An 18365-nucleotide genomic window follows, 5' to 3' on the forward strand; every position below is an offset into this window, starting at 1 on the left:
ATTAAGGAGAAATCGATGAGAAAAATGATTCAAAAGCTAACCACGGCTATCGTTACCCTCGCATTAGCCTTTGGCAGTGTGGTACCGTCGGTGGCAATGGCGGCTGGTACGACAGAAACAGAAATATTAACATTGCAGGCAGATAAAACAGAAGTAGCCCCTGGAGAAACGGTAAAACTTTCTTTGCAGCTTTCTGAAAATTCTGATTTTGTTGCAGGAACATTTGGAATAAGCTATGACAGCAGTAAAGTAACCTATGTTGCGGGGAGCGCAAAATGCGGATTTACAACAGGCAGTTCAGATGTTGCAGATACGCAGTTTCCAGGAAAAATACAGCTGACCTATTTTATTGATGGAAAGGTAGCGGGAAACCCGGCGCTTTCGGCGTCTTTTACCGTGAATGACGGCGTAACAGGAACATTGGATTTTGCTGTTTATAACAAAGAATTTGCTGTGGATGATGTAGACGATCCTTCTGGAAGAGTTATAACACCCACAATTATTAACGATACAACCGGGCTTGTTTCTAAGCTCCCTCCAACAGATATCAGTGAGCTGACCAGCAAAATAGCCGAAGCCGAAGCCGTTGACAGCAGCCTGTACACAGCGGCAAGCTATCAAAATCTGGAAGCAGCCATCGCTGAGGCAAAAAAAATAACAACCGAAAATACAAAAGAAGAAGCTGCGGCGCAGGTCAAGGCTTTGGATGACGCGATGAAACAGCTGGTTAAAGCTGTTGACAAAACGGCCTTAAAAACAGTCGTCGCTGAAGCCAAAACCTATGATGAAGCCTTGTACACGCTGGACAGCTATGCGGCTCTGACCAAAGCGCTTGCCGACGCGCAGAGTGTGTTGGATGCGGATCTCGCAGATAATGCGGAAAACCAGAAAACAGTGGCAGACGCTGTTCAAGCAGTTAAGGACGCTATTGCGGGACTGAGCGCCAAGGGTGACCAAGAAGCTCTGGCTGCCAGTATCCAGGCAGCTGAAGCAGCGCTTGCGCGCGAAGACATCACCTATATGGACGAAACCAGGGCAAATGTGGAGACAGCCATGAGTGCGGCAAAAGCACTGGTCGGGCAGGAAAACGCCACAGATGCTGAGGTTTCAGCAGCAGTTAAAAACCTGAATGACGCCATTGCCAAGCTGGTGATCGCAGCAGACGAAAATGCCTTTAATGCTGCAATTGCTCAGGTGCGCGAATCCTTCAAGGAGGAAGCCTATACCACCAGCAGCTGGAAAGCTGTAGCAGAAGCGCTCAAAAATGCGGACGCCATGGCAGACCGACTGGCAGAAGGCCAGGTACCGGCAGCGGAAGCGGACAAGGTATTGACCGGCTTGCAGAATGCAACAAAGGGTTTAGTGCCAAAGGCAGCAAAAACTGAAGACTTAACCAAAGCGATTGAAGCTGTTAAGAAATTAGATGAGAGTCATTACACTGCTGACAGCTATGCCGTTGTGAAGGAAGCATTAGCCGCAGCCGAAAAGGTTGCCGGAAACCTGAATGACAGTACACAGCAGCAGGTAGATACTGTGGTAACGAATTTGAATGCAGCCGCATCTAAGCTGGTGACCGTCACAGCAGATGAAAAAACCGGTGTTGTAGTCAATGGACTTCAGCCTGGCGAAGGCATCAGGGTTGACGATAAATCAAAGGATAAGGAAGCCTTAGCCAGTGTTGATGAAGCGATCAAGAATGCCAGTGAATTTGCAAACGCGAAGGAAACAAAAATTCTTTTCCTGGCAGATATTACACCGGAAGTAACAGAAAATGCGGATGGCAGCTTCACAGTTACGATTCCACTTAAGGCTGATCAGCTTAAATATGATGCCTATTATGTAGGCCATAAAGGAGCGGACGGCAGCTTTACCTGGCAGGCTGTCACCCCAGACGCTGATGGAAAGATTACCTTTACGACCAAGAGCTTTTCTGAGTTTACTGTTGTGGGAATGAACAGACAAGAGGAAAGACCGAATACGGACGGAAATCAAACATCAAACAGCGGAAATGCCGGCAGTAACAGCAATACATCCGGCGGCACCATCAATCCGGTGACTGGCGTACCTTATACTGAGAAAGAAATCGGCAATGGCGCCCTGCAGGCAGCGGGAATGCTGGCGCTTATGGGACTCTGTGGAATAGCTTTCTACCGGAGACGTCGAAAAGCAGAATGTTAATTTATACTAAAGGGTATCAGCCCCTGCCCTCTTTAAAAAGAGGGCAGTAACAGGTATCTTTGAAATAAAAAAGAGGAGAAATGATTGTGGAAGGATTAAGGAAAAAAGCGAGTATCTTAATGTGTGTGTTGCTGACAGCGGCAGTACTGCTGATCGGCTCAGGAAGGGCAAAGGCCTCCGGTGCGCAGACAGGCACCATTACCTTTAGTGTGGAGCGTTTTACCATTGGACAGGGTTATTTTGTCGAGCCGGTTCAAGTGCCGATTTATGAAGGGGATACCGCTAAGAAGGTTCTTGACCGGATGCTTGAGCCCACTGGCGGCTATGTGCAGAAGGAGGGTTCGGAAAGCTTTTATGTGACGGCTCTGAAAAATGCGGATTCGGGAGCGCTTGACATTCCTTACTATATTACGGATATGAGCGGCTATAAAATTACCAATGATAATAATGACGGGAATGCAAAATATCCGGATCTTGGTGAGTTTTCCTATACAGAGCATTCAGGATGGATGTACGCTGTCAATAGTACTTTTCCCAATTATGGTATGGACAGTTATGTTCTAAAGGACGGCGACGTGATGCGCCTTCAATTTACCATGTGGGGAACAGGTGCGGATGTCGGTGATCCTTACAATGCCGGGAAATATGATTTTGACATACCCAACCGGGATAGTCTGACAAAAACGATTGCGGCGTTTAACGGGCGGGCAGATAAAGAGGAGTTGCTTGGTATCTCTTTCATAGCAGACGCGTACAGCCAAGCCATGGGTGCTCTTGAAACCATTGATCCTGGCATTACCGATCAGAATGATCTTGATCAGGCACAGGCGTATTTGGAATCGGCCATAGAATCAAAAAATTTACAGGCAATCACGCTCAATCAGGATAAATTAAATCTCAACTACGGCGGCGAGGATCAATTGAGCGTTGGCTATATTCCTGAAAACTGCCGGGTGGATGAAGGCATAAAATGGACCAGCAGTGACCGGGATTGTGTCTATGTTGAACAGGATGGGAGAATCTACGGTGACAGTATCGGGACGGCTGTCGTCACCGCTACCCTGGGCGATTTCACCGCCAGCTGTGAAGTAACCGTAAGTGAGGAAAGCGCCGAAAAGCCCCTGCAGGGCATCAGCCTGAACCCGTCGGAGATAAGCCTGGGCAAGGGAAAGACAACCGCACTCAAGGTCAGCTATAATCCGGCAGACACCACGGATGACAAAACCGTTACCTGGAGTTCGAATAATGAACAGGCGGCAACCGTGGACGCCAATGGCCGCATTACAGCGGTGGCCAAAGGTGTGGCCGTGATCACAGCGCAGGTGGGCAGTTTTACTGCGGACTGCCAGGTTACCGTCACAGAGGACGATCCGGTCGACCCGCCAGATATTACGGATGAGGATATTGCCGCTGTCAAAGAAGTGGTCCGGCTGGCCGCGATTTTGAACACCAATGCCAGCCCGTCTCTGGATGAGGTTAAAGTGGTTGAGAATGCTTACAATAACCTGACAAGCGTACAGCAGTCGCTCTTAACAGCAGAACAGGATGCCAATATACAGGTCGCCATTAACAGCGGATACAGCAAAGTGTTGTCCCAGGTGGTGGCGGTGTGCGAGCCTGCGGCAGAGACGGTTCAGACAGTCATTGACAGCGGTGGAAAACCTGACGACCAAAGTCTTTTTAATCTGGTTCAGGCCGAAAAAGCACTGAACGCCATAGGCGATTATGATGGCTTCTTGACCCAGGATCAGAAAATCTATGATCAGGCTGAAAAGAAAATGAAAAAGGTGACAGGCGCTTTAAAAGATGTCAACGCATCGGATAACGGCGTCACGGTTAAAGGGCGTTCCCTGACACTGCCGTGGACCGTAAAGGTCGAAGCGCAGAAGGCTGAAGTCACCTCTGAGCAGCAGGCAGCTCTTGAGGGGGATGCCCAGTATCTGGATCCGGCCATCGAAAGCCAGTATGAAATCAGGCTGAAGGATTTTGCCGCTGCACAAAGCGCGGATGTTATACCTGAATATGATACCCAGGGAAAGAGCTTTAAAATTACAATGCCCTCCGGGGATTACACAGCGCCGGCCTTTGGGGCGCATGAGCAGCTGACCCTTCTGCATAACGGCGAGCGCGTCGGTTTTGTGGATGAAAAGGGAAATGCCCTGGTGATGTACGACGCTAAGAACAATAGCTTTAGCTTTTCAACTGACAGCTTCTCCACGTTCGCTGTGGTATCGGACCACCGCATTGCCATTGAAAACTTTATGCTGAGTGATACAGAAAAAACGCTTTTGCTGGACATTGCAAACCCCAGCTTTGAGCTGAGTGTGATGAGCTTTAAGCCATATGATACCACGGATAAAAACAGACTGACCTATACCTCCTCCAACCCGTCAGTGGCCAGCGTGGACGATAAGGGCATTGTCACCGGGCATGTCAAAGGGACGGCGGTTATTACCGCTGAGGTGTGCGGCATTAAAAATCAGTGTACGGTGACGGTAAAGATGAACCGCTATGTGGATTTTGAGAGCTACTGGCCAACCTTCAGAAAGAATAACAGCAACATGGCCATTGTGGACGCTAGCCTGCCAAATGCGGGAAATAACCTAACGGAAAAATGGGTGAACAGTGCTATCAACACAGGGGGCAAGCAGATGACGGCCGGCACCCCCCTGGTGGTGGACAACTATGTTTTTGTCTCCACCCAGAACAACAAGCTCTACAAGCTGGATAAAAACACCGGCGCCATTGTAAAGGAAGCAAAGCTCGCGAAAAAAATAGAATTTTTCTCTTACGCCACCTATGGCGATGGTATGATCTTTGTACCGGAGGAAGACGGCACTATTGAAGCCTTTAACGCCGATACCCTGGATTCGCTCTGGCGGACCGAAAGCTTTGGCGGTCAGAGCAATTGCCAGGTTACCTATGCGGACGGTTTTATCTACTCAGGTACCTGGAGCGGTATGACCGACAAAGGAACTTTTTTCTGTGTGGATACCACGAGTAACGGCGAAATATACCAGACCAATGGTATCCGGCGTGCGAAGTGGGTTTCGGATGATGATGGCGGTTATTACTGGAGCGGTGCGACGGTGGTTGGCGATGCGGTGATCTTTGGGGGGGACTCTGGCGTGCTCCAGTCCCGTAATAAATCGACAGGGGCACTTATTGACCGGTACGCCACCGGCGGTGTTATCCGCTCAAGCATCGCTTATGACGCGGGAACCAGCGCCCTTTATTTTACAGCGGGCGGCGGCGCTACTGCCAATGGGATTACCGGCGGCGGCAAATGCTTTAAGCTCGGCGTTACCAGTGACGGGCATTACACAGGGGCTAAGATTGTAGATCTGCCGGCAGCTTCAACCACATCGCCGGTGGTATACAACGGCCGCGTGTATGTCACAACCCAGAAGGTGAACGGCTCTGGCCATGAGGAGGATTATAACAAAGCCACAGTCATCGACCAAGGCAATACGGAAAATGGAAAGCTGGCGGTTCTGGACGCGGATTCTCTCCGTATGATCTATCAGGCAGACATCGGCGGCCCGTCCAAGGCCTCGCCGCTGCTTACAACGGCTTATACAGCCGATGGCCAGCAGACAGTTTACCTCTATATCACGGTTAATAATCATGATGGCGCCATTGTCCGGGTGAAGGACTGGGCAGGAAACACCACGCCGCAGGCCGAGGTAATCTACCGCGCCCCGGATGATGAGCAGGAATATACGACTACGAGCCTCAATTGTGACGCGGACGGTACGATTTATTACCGGAATGACCGGGGGCACCTTATGGCGCTGACCGGCACTTCGGAGCCTGTCAGAGAGGCGGCTCCTGTTGAGGGGCGTTTGGGAATGCAAAGAGGCAATAAAGAAAGCAGCGGCGGTATGACAGCCAGAGCTTCCGGAAAAACAGCTGACAAGGCTGAGGAGGAATTTAAACCCTGGGATTTTGACGGCGCTATGCTGCCATACAGCAGAAGCGTGTCCAAAACGCCATCGGGGAAGGAGCAGCTGAAAAAGGCTGCGGTTATCCTGGGATGTACGGCAGCGGCCATGGCGGCGCTGTATATTACCGGATGCGCGCTCTGGCCGAAGCTGGGTAAGAAGCCATGATGGATAAGACAGCTGCGGATATCCGCGCACAGACGGCAAAAAGAAAACGGACATTTGTCTCAGCACTCATCATCCTCCTGCTGATCCCCCTGACCATCTGGTTTGGCGTTCGGTTTTTGGATGACCGGAAATATCTGTTTATCAGTCTGCTGATCATTCTCTACACGGCTGTTCCCTTTGTCATGCGGTTTGAGGGGCGCCGGCCCGATGCCCGGGAGATCGTCGTGATCGCCGTGATGGCAGCCATTGTAGCCTGCGGAAATTTAGCTTTTTTCATGCTAAAGCCATTTCAGGCGGGGACAGCGCTGGTGATCATTGCAGGGATATGCCTGGGGCCGGAAGAGGGCTTTTTGACAGGAGCTATGGCAAGACTGGTTATCAATATGTTTGCCAGCCAGGGGCCCTGGACGCCCTGGCAGATGTTTTGCTGGGGACTTCTTGGCTTTCTCGGTGGGCTCTGTTTTAACAGGGATGAGGAGTTTTCAAAGAAGGAAGTTGATTTTAAGGTGGTCATGGGGCCGCTCATCTGTGTTGCAGTGTCGCTGGCGCTGGGGTTTGGCATCTGGGTTATTTCGGATGCACAGGGGCCCTTTGTGGGGTGGTGGCTTTACGGCTTTGGCGCTGTTGGCCTGCTGGCCGGAGTGCTGCTCCAACGCAGGCGCCTTCCGGTCGACCGGCTGACACTGGCAGTCTTTGGTTTTCTGGCTACCTTTATCATCTATGGGGGTATTATGAACATTGCTGCGCTGGTCATGTCTGCCAGTGTTTCGGGCTCTGGTGTGGGCCTTGACTGGGGCTCCATGAAGCTGCTCTATATTTCCGGCGCGCCCTACGATGCGGTGCACGGGTTGGGCACTGCCATTTTTGGTGCGCTGCTTGGGCCAGTGATGATTGAGAAGCTGGAGCGGGTAAAGATTAAATTCGGCCTGTATCATTAAAGGCCGAAAGCAATAAAAGAAAGGGAGATAAAATGAAAAGAGGTATTCAGAAAAAGGGAATTTTATTATTGGCAATGCTTTTGCTGGCAGTGCTCACGCTGGCAGGGTGTAAGGACCCCATCAGCGGGCTGACAGAGGGCAGCTCTGACGAAGAGGTGGTTCAGCTGGCGGATACAAATCCGCTGCCGGAAAACGGTGTTGTAACAGCAGCACAGTTCCGCTCCATCGAAGGGCAGGATAAGGTAGTGACCTTTGAGGGAAGCACCATGAATGGAATTCAGTATGCCTGGAGCTTTAACGGTAAGGATATTCATAATCCAGAAGACCAAAACCTGAAGGTGGACTTTACCACTGAGGGCGGCACACTCAATAATGTTAAATCTGCAGCCGGCGATGCCGCCTACGGCCTGGGCATCACCCTGACGGGCAATAAGGGGCTCATCACCGTGCCGCAGCTTACCATTACGCTGCCGGAAAAATGGGATGCCGACTCGGCTGTTTTTTGCAAGCTGAACAACGGGCAGCCGGCAAAAATGAGCAATGTGACCTTTGACAACAGTGCGGAAACCACAAAAATGACGGTCAATATCGTGGAGACCGGCGGAGATTATTATATCGTGGCCGGAAAAACCATTGCGCCGGTTCCCACACCATCAGCTGGAAATCCTGACGGAACAACACCGGGAGACAGCGGAAATACGGGCTCTGGAAGCTCAGGCGGCAACAGCTGTACCATTTCCATCAGCTGTTCGACCATTCTTAACAATATGGGCAATCTGAAAAGCGGTAAGGAAAGCTTTGTGCCATCGGATGGCTGGATTTTAAAACCGACGACGGTTCAGTTTAATGAGGGAGAAAGTGTCCACGATGTGCTGCGGCGGGTATGCCGAGACAACGGCATTCATATGGAATCCAGCTTTACACCGGCTTATAATGCGGCTTATGTGGAAGGTATCAACCAACTCTATGAATTTGACTGCGGTGAGCTTTCCGGCTGGATGTATAACGTCAACGGCTGGTTCCCGAACTATGGGTGCAGCCAGTATACTGTCGAAAACGGCGATGTAATCAATTGGGTTTATACCTGTGATCTTGGCCGTGACGTTGGCGATAACAGCATGTGGTAAAACCATAAAACAGGTAACGGAGGGGACAGAACTCCTCTCTGTGCCGGTTTTTGGCTGAACGCCTTTTTAAGGGCTTCTTCGCAAGCCTTTAAAAAGGCGCTTAGAGGAGCTATCGCATACAACGGCTCTTTTAGGTGTCTTGTCATCCCTATCTTTTCTATGTTGGGTGAAGCGGTGAAATCGTACGGGCAGCATTCGGGCGCAGGCCTGCACCGCTTCATTCAGAAACCATCGTTCTTAATTATTACACAAATAAGAACAAAGGATGTGATGGCAGGCAGCGGGAGCGGGCCACCTCCGCTTCCGTCCAGTATTATATTATAACAATCGAGGGGAGATTGATATGGAAGATTCTTTTTCCGGCTATCATCCGGTCATTAATTTTGTCTACTTTGTTGCAGTGCTTGTTTTTAGTATGTTTATACTTCACCCGGTGTTTCTGGCTGTTTCGCTATTCTCTGCCTTTGTCTATTCAGGGGTTTTGAAGGGATGGATTAAAGCGCTGAAATCCGCGCTGATTTGTCTGCCGGTTATCATCATTGTGATGTTAATTAACCCGATGTTCAACCATTACGGCGTCACAATTTTATTCTATCTTTATAATGGGAATCCGGTAACGCTGGAGAGTATCGTCTATGGGATCGCCATGGGAGTAACCCTGATCACTGTTTTTATCTGGTTCTCCTGCTACAGCAAGGTAATGACCTCGGATAAATTTATCTTTTTATTTGGGCGGGTTATTCCCGCATTGTCTTTAATCCTTTCAATGGTGCTGCGCTTTGTGCCAAAGTTTATCGCGGAAATTAAGGTGATCAGTAATGGACAGAAATGTATCGGGCGGGACCTGAGCAATGGCAGTATCTTTCAGCGGGCCAGGCACGGCGTGACGATTCTGTCAATCATGATTACCTGGGCGCTTGAGAACGCCATTGAAACAGCGGACAGTATGAAGGCGCGCGGATATGGGCTTAAAGGCAGAACAGCTTTTTCCATATATCGTTTTGACCGCCGTGACACCGTGGCTTCTGTCATTATGCTGGCCGTTTTGGCCTGCGTGGTTGTGGGAATTTCCAGGGGCTTTTCCTTTACGCAATACAATCCTCAGATTAGGATTTCCGGGCTTCAGCCGTTATCTCTGGGCAGTTTATTTACCTATCTGTCTTATTTTATCTTTTGTATGATGCCGGTCATTATCGACGGTGTGGCTGAGCTCAAGTGGTGGTGGCTTAAGAGGCAGATTTCTGAGGCAGAGGAGCATTACGAAGGAGTTGAAGCTATTTGATCCGGCAGACAGTGGAGATTGGCTTTGGGCGAAGCTCGCCCAGAGCTGTTTTACGAAGAAGCTATGCGCTTAACAATCATTTGAGCGGCGAGGTCGTTATTCCAAACGGCTTTACCGATATTGAGGTATCCGCCTTTAAGGATATGAAAAATATTACAAAAATTGTCCTGCCCAAAACGCTTTTACATATTGATGAGCGGGCCTTTTGTGGCTGTGAGAGCCTTGAGGAGGTCGTACTGCCGGAGGGGGTTGAATCCATTGGAGACGAAGCCTTCTGTGGCTGCAGGGCACTTGAAAATGTGCGGCTTCCTTTTGGACTCAGAGTTATTTCAAGGGGACTGTTTAAAAATTGCCTTAAGCTCAGGGCGGTGACAGGTCTCAGGTCTGTGCAGCGCATTGAGGATGGAGCGTTTTGGAACTGCCGCTCTCTGGCAGCCATAGAATTTAGCGGAAAAATTGAAACCGTCGGGATCTACGCCTTTTACCGCTGTGAGAGACTGGAGAAGCTGAGTTTTAAGGGCGCAGTGAAGTGCCTGAAGAGTCATTGTTTTGATGGCGCAGGGTTCAAAGAGCTGTTCCTGCCGGAAGGACTTGAGTAGATTCGGGATGGGGCTTTCCTGTACTGTGAGAAGCTGCGCCGGCTGGTTTTGCCGGGCTCGCTTTTGGAGATTGGAAGCTATGCCCTTGCGGGCTGTGTTCGTTTAACAAAAATAATATTTCAAGGCGGGGTCCCTGCATTCGGACAGGCCGCTTTCCCTTCAAACGCACGGGTTGTTTGTCGTTGGAATCAGGATTCCCGGCTTCTGATGGAAGCCAGGGGATTTAAATTATGCCGAAAACAGGATGAGTTTGCGCTCTATCTGTACCATTACCCTGAAACAGCGGTTCTCGAATTTGAGGCTTCCCCAAAGGATACCTTCCTTCTGATTTTTGGCATCCGGGAAATACCAGCAAGGGCCTATTGTGGCCGTGAAAAAATCAGAAAAGTGCTCATCGGAGAGGGTGTGGAGTGTATTGGACAAAAAGCCTTTGCCGATTGTAAAAGGCTGAGCGATGTGTCCTTACCCAAAAGTCTGAAAGTTGTGGGTGAAGGCGCCTTTCGCGGCTGTCCAGCGGAGGCATCTGCGTTGTACAAAAAATAAAGGAGGATTGAGCAGCAGGGCTGCTTAAAATGATATGGCAGAAGTAGAAATAAGGGATTTGATGTTCACCTACCCCGAGATGGAGAGACCAGCGCTTTGCAACATCAATTTGGAGATAAATGACGGGGATTTTGTCGTTTTGTGCGGCAAGAGCGGCTGCGGCAAAAGTACGCTGCTGCGGCATTTTAAAACGGCGCTTTCCCCCCACGGTACACGGACAGGAGAAATTCTTTTTAAAGAGCAGGAGCTTTCTGAGGTGGATGCCCGCACACAGAGCTCGGAGATTGGCTTTGTGCTGCAAAACCCCGACAATCAGATCGTTACGGATAAGGTATGGCACGAGCTGGCCTTTGGCCTTGAAAGTTTGGGGTATGACACCCCGACCATCCGCCTGAGGGTGGCGGAAATGGCTTCTTATTTTGGGATTCAGGCGTGGTTCAGGCGGAATGTGAACGAGCTGTCCGGCGGACAGAAGCAGCTCTTAAACCTGGCGGCTATCATGGCCATGCACCCCACCCTGTTGATTCTGGATGAGCCGACCTCTCAGCTTGACCCCATTGCAGCCTCAGATTTTTTAGAAACTGTTAAAAAAATTAACCGGGATCTGGGCACGACCATTATCATGACAGAGCACCGGCTTGAGGATATTTTTCCAGCGGCGGACAAGGTGATCGTCATGGATCAGGGCGCAGTTATCGCTCAGGGGCTGCCGCGGGAAATCGGAAAAGAACTGCGGGGCATGGGTCACGATATGTTTTTATCTATGCCTGCTCCCATGCAGATTTATGCTGGAGTCGACAATGAAATGCCTTGTCCGTTGACCGTTCGGGAAGGACGGCAGTGGCTTTCAGAGCTGTTTGAGGGAAAACCTGTGGAGAAAAAAAGTATTCCCATCGAGGCAGATCACTTTGAGGCGGCTGAGACAGTCGTCGAGCTGAAGGATGTGTGGTTCAGGTATGATAGAAATCTTCCGGATGTTGTGCGTGACCTGTCACTAAAGATAAAGAGAGGGCAGATGTACGCCCTGGTAGGCGGTAATGGCACCGGAAAAACAACCACCCTGTCCCTGATTTCTGGCATCAACCGCCCATATCGTGGAACAGTGAAACTTGAGGGAAAAGAGGTGCGAAAATATTCGGATAAAGAATTGTTTCACGGCTTTCTGGGGGTTCTGCCCCAGAGTCCGCAGAGCCTCTTTGTTAAAAAAACAGTGGAAATGGATTTGTTTGAGGCCATCGGCGGTACCAGTGAACGCAGACGGTCAGACTTTGACAGCGACATGGACAAACGCACAGCGGTTGAGGGAATGGCGGAGCTGATGCACATCGGACATCTTATGCAGCAGCATCCCTATGATCTCTCCGGCGGTGAGCAGCAAAGACTGGCCCTGGCAAAAATTATGCTGTTAAAACCGCGTATTCTTCTGATGGATGAGCCAACAAAGGGGCTGGACAACCATTTTAAGCGAGAGCTGGCTGAGATTCTCAAAAGACTCCAGGAGCACGGCGTGACCATTGTGATGGTTTCGCACGATGTAGAGTTCTGCGCACAATATGCAGATACCTGCGGGTTGTTTTTTGAGGGCAATGTGGTGACGGCGAACACTCCGAGAGCCTTTTTTTCAGGAAACAGCTTTTATACCACCTCTGCCAACCGCCTGTCCAGGCATCTGTTTGAAAATGCCATTACTGTTAAGGATGTGATCACATGCTGCCAAATGAATCTTTAGACCGGTTTCTGGATGACTTTCTGGATGGAAGCAAGACAAATGAAAAAATTGAAGTAAAAAAAAGAGAGAACGCGGCGCCGATTCGGAACGACCGTGAGCTGTGGGTGCGGCCTTCTGACGGCAGCCTGCTGGAAAAGCCAGAGGGCAGAAAGCTTTCAAAGCGGACCTGGGCAGCGCTTTTGATGATCTTTGTCCTTATTCCCCTCACGATTTTTATCGGTATCCGGATTGGAGATCGAAAGTATTTTTTTATCAGCCTGATGATTATGGTTTATGCCATGGTGCCTTTTATTATGGTTTTTGAGGGGCGGAGGCCTCAGGCCAGGGAGCTGGTCATACTGGCCCTTTTAGCGGCCATTGCGGTGGCGGGGCGCGCAGCTTTTTTTATGCTGCCTCAGTTTAAGCCTGTCATCGCTGTGGTTATTGTGGCGGGGGTATGTTTTGGTGCCGAGTCTGGCTTTTTAGTGGGGGCGGTGTCCATGTTTGCCTCAAATTTTTTCCTCACTCAGGGCCCTTGGACGCCCTGGCAGATGTTTGCAACAGGTATTATCGGGTTTCTGGCTGGGCTTTTGTTTAAAAAAGGAAGGTTAACGATGAAAAAGGGGCCGCTATGCCTCTTTGGGTTTATGTCCACCTTCTTTATTTACGGCTTTTTAATGGATACGGCCAGTGTGCTCATGTATCAGAGTGAGGTGACCTGGTGGTCAGCATTGCCTTTATACTTTTCCGGCGCGCCCTTTAACCTGATCTATGGCTGTTCGACAGTTGTTTTTCTGTTTTTTGGCGCCAGGCCATTGATTGAAAAGCTGGAGCGCATCAAGGTGAAATATGGATTGATTAAGAATTAATCGCTTTTGGCCTGTCGGCCTGTATCAGCATTATGAATGTTAATAAAAGATACTTAGAGAGAGGTGCCGTATTGGCGTCGGTATCCTTGGCTCTTTATTTTATAGAGGAAGGAAATGAAATGGCAGAAAGTATAAAAAGCACAAATCAAAGGAAGCATATCTCACGGCGGCGTCCCCCTAAATTAAGCCACCAGAGCAAGAACGCTTATACAGCAGATATTGCCAGGCAGAATAAGGTTAAGCACCTGGTCATCGGGAGCGAGTATCGAAGTGTTGGGCCAAAGGCCTGCATGAATATCACAAAAATCCACCGGCTGGAGCTCGCTGCCTCGGTTATGTCGATTGGAGAAAACGCATTCCGGGGCTGCACGCAGCTGGTGTCTGTCAGTATGCCGGGTACGGTGCAGGAGATTGGAGAGGCGGCTTTTATGGAATGCCGGAAGCTGCGTGAGATCAATCTTCCAAAAACCCTCAAGGTTATCCGGCCAAGAACCTTTAAGCTCTGCCGGGCTTTGAAGAGTATTGAGCTGCCCGAGTCCCTCGAGGATATCGGAGAGAATGCTTTTATTGACTGTGACAATCTCCAGGAGGTTGCCATTCCTCAGCAGATTGAGATGATTGCCTTTCGGACCTTTTATGGCTGTAAGCATCTGCAGGAGGTAACCCTGCCGCCAGGCCTGAAAATAATCGGGCGTGAGGCTTTTGTGAACTGTTCTTTTCAATCGGTGGCACTTCCTGATGGGTTGGTGACGATTGGGGACAGCGCGTTTTTAAAGTGCAAATGCCTCGAAAGTATCCATATTCCCGAAAGTGTCAGGAAAATTGAGAAGTGGGCCTTTCACGGGTGTCCAAGGCTTAAAAAGGTGGTGCTTTTACACGATCCTGAGGTCATGGGGGACTGGCTTTTTAACAGAGGCAATACGGTGGTGCATTGCAAAAGAAATTCAAAGGTTGATGCCTATTGTAAGGAATTCCAATACAAGACAGAGTATCTAGACTGACCGGTCAGAAAGTAGAATCACATTGACAAAGGAGAAGTATTTTGACGGCTTTAAATCAGATTTTTGACCCATCCAAGCGTGATGTAAAAAGGCTTCAGAAAACAGCAGATAAGATATTGGCACTGGAAAGTGAGACCGCGTCCCTTAGCGACAACGCCCTCAGGAATAAAACGCATGTATTCCGGGAAAGGCTCAAAAACGGGGAGACGGTGGACCATTTGATTGTAGAGGCCTTTGCGGTGGTAAGAGAAGCGGCGTATCGGGCCATCGGTCTTAAGCCCTTTCTGGTTCAGCTCATCGGCGGGCTGGTGCTGCACGAAGGGAATATCGCAGAAATGAAAACCGGTGAGGGGAAAACACTGGTGGCTGCCCTGCCAACTTACCTCAACGCTCTTGAGGGAAAAGGTGTCTTTGTGGTGACGGTCAACGATTATCTGGCAAGGCGTGACCGGGAGCTCATGGGTAAAATCCATGAGTTCCTGGGACTAAGAGTCGGTCTTGTCATCAGCGGACAATCTTCGGAGGAAAAGAGGCAGGCATATGCTGCTGATGTGGTTTATGGCACGAACAATGAGTTTGGCTTTGATTACCTGAGAGACAACATGGCCTTGAGTCTTGACGGCCAGGTTCAGCGGGGCCTCCATTATGCGATTATTGACGAGGTAGACAGTGTGCTGGTCGATGAAGCGCGGACGCCGCTTATTATCGCGGCCCCTGGCGAGCCTGAAAGTAAGCTTTACCGCCTTGCCAACCGTTTTGTCAAAATGCTGAAGAAAGAGGATTATGAAAAGGACGAAAAGCTGAAGTCTGTCCAATTGACAGAAACGGGAATCCGGCGGGCAGAGATGTTCTTCAGTGTTGACAACCTTGCCGACATTGTCAATATGGAGCTTTTTCACTGCATTAACAAGGCGCTCTATGCCCATAAGATGATGCAGCTGGACAAGGACTACATTGTGGCCGGCGGCGAGGTAGTGATTATAGATGAGTTTACAGGGCGCACCATGCCGGGACGCCGGTTTTCGGACGGCTTGCACCAGGCCATCGAGGCAAAGGAAAACGTGCAGGTCAATGCCGAAACACAGACCATTGCAACGATCACTTTTCAAAATTATTTTCGTATGTTTGACAAGCTGGCAGGAATGACCGGTACAGCCAAAACAGAGGAGGATGAGTTTTCCTCTATTTATAATCTTAATGTGATTACAATTCCCACTAATAAGCCCATGATCAGGATCGATCATGAGGATGAGATATACGCGACCGAGGCTGCAAAATTTAAAGCGGTGACCAAGGATGTCCTTAAGCGCCATCAAAAGGGGCAGCCCGTTCTGATCGGTACAGTGTCCATTGAAAAATCAGAGGAGCTCAGCGGCTATCTTCAAAGAGAAGGGATTGAGCACACAGTGCTGAATGCAAAGTATCACGAGCTGGAGGCTGAAATTATTTCAAAGGCCGGTCAGGCAGGCGCTGTGACGATTTCGACCAATATGGCCGGCCGGGGTACAGACATTGGCCTGGACGAAGCCGCTCGGAAACTCGGGGGTTTATACGTTATTGGAACAGAAAGGCATGAGAGCAGGCGGATCGACAATCAGCTGAGAGGGCGTTCGGGGCGTCAGGGTGATCCGGGAGAGTCCCGCTTTTATTTATCTCTGGAGGACCCGCTGCTGAGGATATTCGGGGATGAACGGATTAAGAAGCTGAGCGAGGCCATTGACCTCCAGGAGGGCGAAGCCATCACCAGTAAAATGTTGACAAAAGGAATAGAAAACGCCCAGAAAAAACTAGAAAGCAAGAATTTTGACGACCGCAAAAACGTTTTGAAATATGATAATGTTATGAACCGGCAGCGTGAGATCATCTATAATCAGCGCCAGAAGGTTTTGGACGGCGAGGAGATACACGACCAGATCCTTTCCATGGGGCAGCGTATTTTTGAATCGGTACTGGATATTTTTATGAGTGGCCCGATCGCCGACCATTGGGACATTGAGGGGCTGAAGGAAGCCTTTGGCAAGTCCTTTTTCCCGGAGACTGATTTTTGCTTTGTCGACATTCTTGAAAGCCGCGAAGCGCTGGAACAGGAAATCTCAGTTCTTTTTAACGCCCATTTGGAAAAGCTCTCAGCAGCGCTCGGCAGAAAAAAACGGGATGCGCTTGAGAGGGAGATCCTTTTAAAGACGGTAGACATGGCCTGGATGGATCACATCGATAATATGGACCAGCTAAAGCAGGGAATCGGCCTGAGAAGCTATGGACAGAATGATCCGGTAAAGGAATATACAAAGGAAGGCTTCGCGATGTTTGACGAGATGGTTCAGGAAATTCAAGAGAATACAATCAGAATGCTGCTGCGCTGCCAGGCGGACATGACCATTGCAGACAGATCATATTGATTTTTGGTTTCAAGTCCATAAGGTCCATAAGTATAGAACGGACAACGAAAAAACAGGCTGCCGAACGGATAAACAAATATCTATGCAGTACCATTTTTCAGAATAACCGACAGGAAATTCTCAGCAGACCATATTAAATGTTTTCAAAATTGTCTTAAGGCTCAGATTTTGAGAGGTTTTTAGAGACAAGGAAAAAATTATGTGGTATAATATGTGCGGTCTTAAAAGAGATGCATAAAATATGTATGAATATGCAAATGAATCGAATGATATAAGGAGCTGCTTCTTATATTGAGGAAGGAATGATACAATGTCAATTTCTGTATTAGTTGGAGCACAGTGGGGCGACGAAGGTAAGGGCAAGATGATTGACTACCTGTCAAAGGACTGTGATCTGATCGTCCGTTTTCAGGGCGGCGATAACGCCGGACATACGGTTATCAACGAGCACGGTGTGTTCAAGCTGCATTTGATTCCAAGCGGTATTTTTAATGAAGGCGGAGAGTGCTTGATCGGTACAGGTACAGTGGTGAATCCGGATGTTCTGGAAGATGAAATCAAACAGATTGAAGATGCTGACGTTGAAATGAGCGGACTGAAAATTTCCGGTAAGGCTCATGTTTTAATGCCGTATCATCAGAAACTGGATGAGCTGATGGAAGCAGCTGGTGGTATTGGCACCACCAAACGCGGGATTGGCCAGGCTTATTCTTATAAAGCTTTGCGCAAAAATCTGCGTTTTGAGGATTTGCTCAATTTAAATTCTGCAAGAAAGAAGCTGGAGGCCATTCTGCCGGTTATCAACAATCAGATGAGGGCCTATGGCGCTGAGGATTATACGGTCGATTTTCTCTATAAAAAATGTGAGAAATGGGCAGAGCGCTTTGCATCCATGATTGTGGATCCGATCCGTTACCTGCACAGCTATATTGATGCTGGTAAGAATATATTATTTGAAGGCCAGCTGGCTGCCATGAAGGATATTGATCTGGGGATTTATCCCTATGTGACATCGTCTAATCCAACAGCGGCTTATGCGGCTGTAAGCGGCGGCTTTTCGGCTAAAAAAATTGATCGTGTTATCGGTGTAGCCAAGGCCTTTTCAAGCGCTGTAGGAGCAGGGCCTTTCCCGACAGAGGAATTTGAAGGGGACATTGACCTGATCCGGGGAACCGGAGACAAACCGGATGATGAGTTCGGGGCCAGAACCGGACGTTCCAGACGTTTGGGCTGGTTAGATATCCCGGTGCTTAAATATACAAATTTAATCAACGGATTTGATACGTTGGCATTGTGCAAAATTGATAAGTTGGATAACCTTCCGGAAATTAAGGTGTGTGTTGCCTATGAGCTGGATGGTGAGGTCATTGACTATTTCCCGAACACCGAAGAACTGGAACGTGTAAAACCGGTTTATGAAACACTGCCGGGCTGGATGTGTTCCACAAAAGAAATCCGGAGGCTTGAAGACTTGCCGGAAAATGCGAAAAAATATATTAAGACAATTGAAGAGCTGGTCGGAACCACTGTTGGTTACGTCGGCGTTGGCCCAGATCGCGAAGAGTTAGCTGTTTAGGGAAACGAAATATTTTAAAGAGGATAATGCTGC

At 49.2% G+C, this 18365-nt stretch carries 12 protein-coding genes and 1 pseudogene; all 13 read left to right on the forward strand.

Annotated elements, in window-relative coordinates:
- The first annotated feature begins 15 nt into the window (after nucleotides 1-15).
- The 13 genes and pseudogenes from B2M23_RS07045 to B2M23_RS07100 all read left to right on the forward strand — a co-directional run bounded on the left by B2M23_RS07045 (nucleotide 16) and on the right by B2M23_RS07100 (nucleotide 18332).
- Nucleotides 16-2178, forward strand: a complete 2163-nt coding sequence (locus B2M23_RS07045) for an FIVAR domain-containing protein (RefSeq protein WP_038353666.1) — start codon at nucleotides 16-18, stop codon at nucleotides 2176-2178.
- 86 nt (nucleotides 2179-2264) lie between these two features.
- Nucleotides 2265-6290, forward strand: coding sequence for an Ig-like domain-containing protein (locus B2M23_RS07050; protein WP_167617811.1), 4026 nt, complete (start codon nucleotides 2265-2267; stop codon nucleotides 6288-6290).
- Nucleotides 6287-7228: an ECF transporter S component gene (locus B2M23_RS07055; RefSeq protein WP_038353664.1), complete on the forward strand. Its 942-nt coding sequence runs from the start codon at nucleotides 6287-6289 to the stop codon at nucleotides 7226-7228. The genes B2M23_RS07050 and B2M23_RS07055 overlap by 4 nt, the downstream gene beginning before the upstream one ends.
- A 32-nt stretch (nucleotides 7229-7260) precedes the next feature.
- Nucleotides 7261-8355: a DUF4430 domain-containing protein gene (locus B2M23_RS07060; RefSeq protein ID WP_038353663.1), complete on the forward strand. Its 1095-nt coding sequence runs from the start codon at nucleotides 7261-7263 to the stop codon at nucleotides 8353-8355.
- Nucleotides 8356-8698: 343 nt separating this feature from the next.
- On the forward strand, nucleotides 8699-9637 hold the full coding sequence (locus B2M23_RS07065; protein WP_038353662.1) for an energy-coupling factor transporter transmembrane component T: 939 nt from the start codon (nucleotides 8699-8701) through the stop codon (nucleotides 9635-9637).
- Nucleotides 9634-10236: a leucine-rich repeat domain-containing protein gene (locus B2M23_RS07070; RefSeq protein ID WP_038353661.1), complete on the forward strand. Its 603-nt coding sequence runs from the start codon at nucleotides 9634-9636 to the stop codon at nucleotides 10234-10236. Before B2M23_RS07065 ends, B2M23_RS07070 begins: the two co-directional genes overlap by 4 nt.
- Nucleotides 10237-10383, forward strand: a pseudogene (locus B2M23_RS21785) (leucine-rich repeat protein); the annotation flags it as partial.
- A gap of 60 nt (nucleotides 10384-10443) precedes the next feature.
- The gene (locus B2M23_RS07075; RefSeq protein WP_038353660.1) at nucleotides 10444-10779 is read left to right on the forward strand and encodes a leucine-rich repeat protein; all 336 of its coding nucleotides are present in this window, start codon (nucleotides 10444-10446) and stop codon (nucleotides 10777-10779) included.
- A gap of 34 nt (nucleotides 10780-10813) precedes the next feature.
- Nucleotides 10814-12508, forward strand: coding sequence for an ABC transporter ATP-binding protein (locus B2M23_RS07080; protein WP_038353659.1), 1695 nt, complete (start codon nucleotides 10814-10816; stop codon nucleotides 12506-12508).
- A complete protein-coding gene (locus B2M23_RS07085) occupies nucleotides 12487-13356 on the forward strand; it encodes an ECF transporter S component (RefSeq protein WP_038353658.1) in 870 nt (289 codons plus the stop codon). The genes B2M23_RS07080 and B2M23_RS07085 overlap by 22 nt, the downstream gene beginning before the upstream one ends.
- 119 nt (nucleotides 13357-13475) lie before the next feature.
- Nucleotides 13476-14357: a leucine-rich repeat domain-containing protein gene (locus tag B2M23_RS07090; protein ID WP_052237420.1), complete on the forward strand. Its 882-nt coding sequence runs from the start codon at nucleotides 13476-13478 to the stop codon at nucleotides 14355-14357.
- Between the two features lie 41 nt (nucleotides 14358-14398).
- The gene (secA, locus tag B2M23_RS07095; protein WP_052237419.1) at nucleotides 14399-16756 is read left to right on the forward strand and encodes a preprotein translocase subunit SecA; all 2358 of its coding nucleotides are present in this window, start codon (nucleotides 14399-14401) and stop codon (nucleotides 16754-16756) included.
- Between the two features lie 310 nt (nucleotides 16757-17066).
- The gene (locus B2M23_RS07100; protein WP_038353657.1) at nucleotides 17067-18332 is read left to right on the forward strand and encodes an adenylosuccinate synthase; all 1266 of its coding nucleotides are present in this window, start codon (nucleotides 17067-17069) and stop codon (nucleotides 18330-18332) included.
- The last annotated feature ends 33 nt before the right edge of the window (nucleotides 18333-18365 follow it).

It is taken from the genome of Eubacterium limosum, from assembly GCF_000807675.2.
Lineage (GTDB): Bacteria > Bacillota > Clostridia > Eubacteriales > Eubacteriaceae > Eubacterium > Eubacterium limosum.

Coding starts and splice junctions, on each gene's coding strand:
- B2M23_RS07090 (WP_052237420.1), top strand. CDS start 13,476: ATGGCAGAAAGTATAAAAAGCACAAATCAAAGGAAGCATATCTCACGG.
- B2M23_RS07060 (WP_038353663.1), top strand. CDS start 7,261: ATGAAAAGAGGTATTCAGAAAAAGGGAATTTTATTATTGGCAATGCTT.
- B2M23_RS07080 (WP_038353659.1), top strand. CDS start 10,814: ATGGCAGAAGTAGAAATAAGGGATTTGATGTTCACCTACCCCGAGATG.
- B2M23_RS07055 (WP_038353664.1), top strand. CDS start 6,287: ATGATGGATAAGACAGCTGCGGATATCCGCGCACAGACGGCAAAAAGA.
- B2M23_RS07065 (WP_038353662.1), top strand. CDS start 8,699: ATGGAAGATTCTTTTTCCGGCTATCATCCGGTCATTAATTTTGTCTAC.
- B2M23_RS07075 (WP_038353660.1), top strand. CDS start 10,444: ATGGAAGCCAGGGGATTTAAATTATGCCGAAAACAGGATGAGTTTGCG.
- B2M23_RS07045 (WP_038353666.1), top strand. CDS start 16: ATGAGAAAAATGATTCAAAAGCTAACCACGGCTATCGTTACCCTCGCA.
- B2M23_RS07100 (WP_038353657.1), top strand. CDS start 17,067: ATGTCAATTTCTGTATTAGTTGGAGCACAGTGGGGCGACGAAGGTAAG.
- B2M23_RS07085 (WP_038353658.1), top strand. CDS start 12,487: ATGCTGCCAAATGAATCTTTAGACCGGTTTCTGGATGACTTTCTGGAT.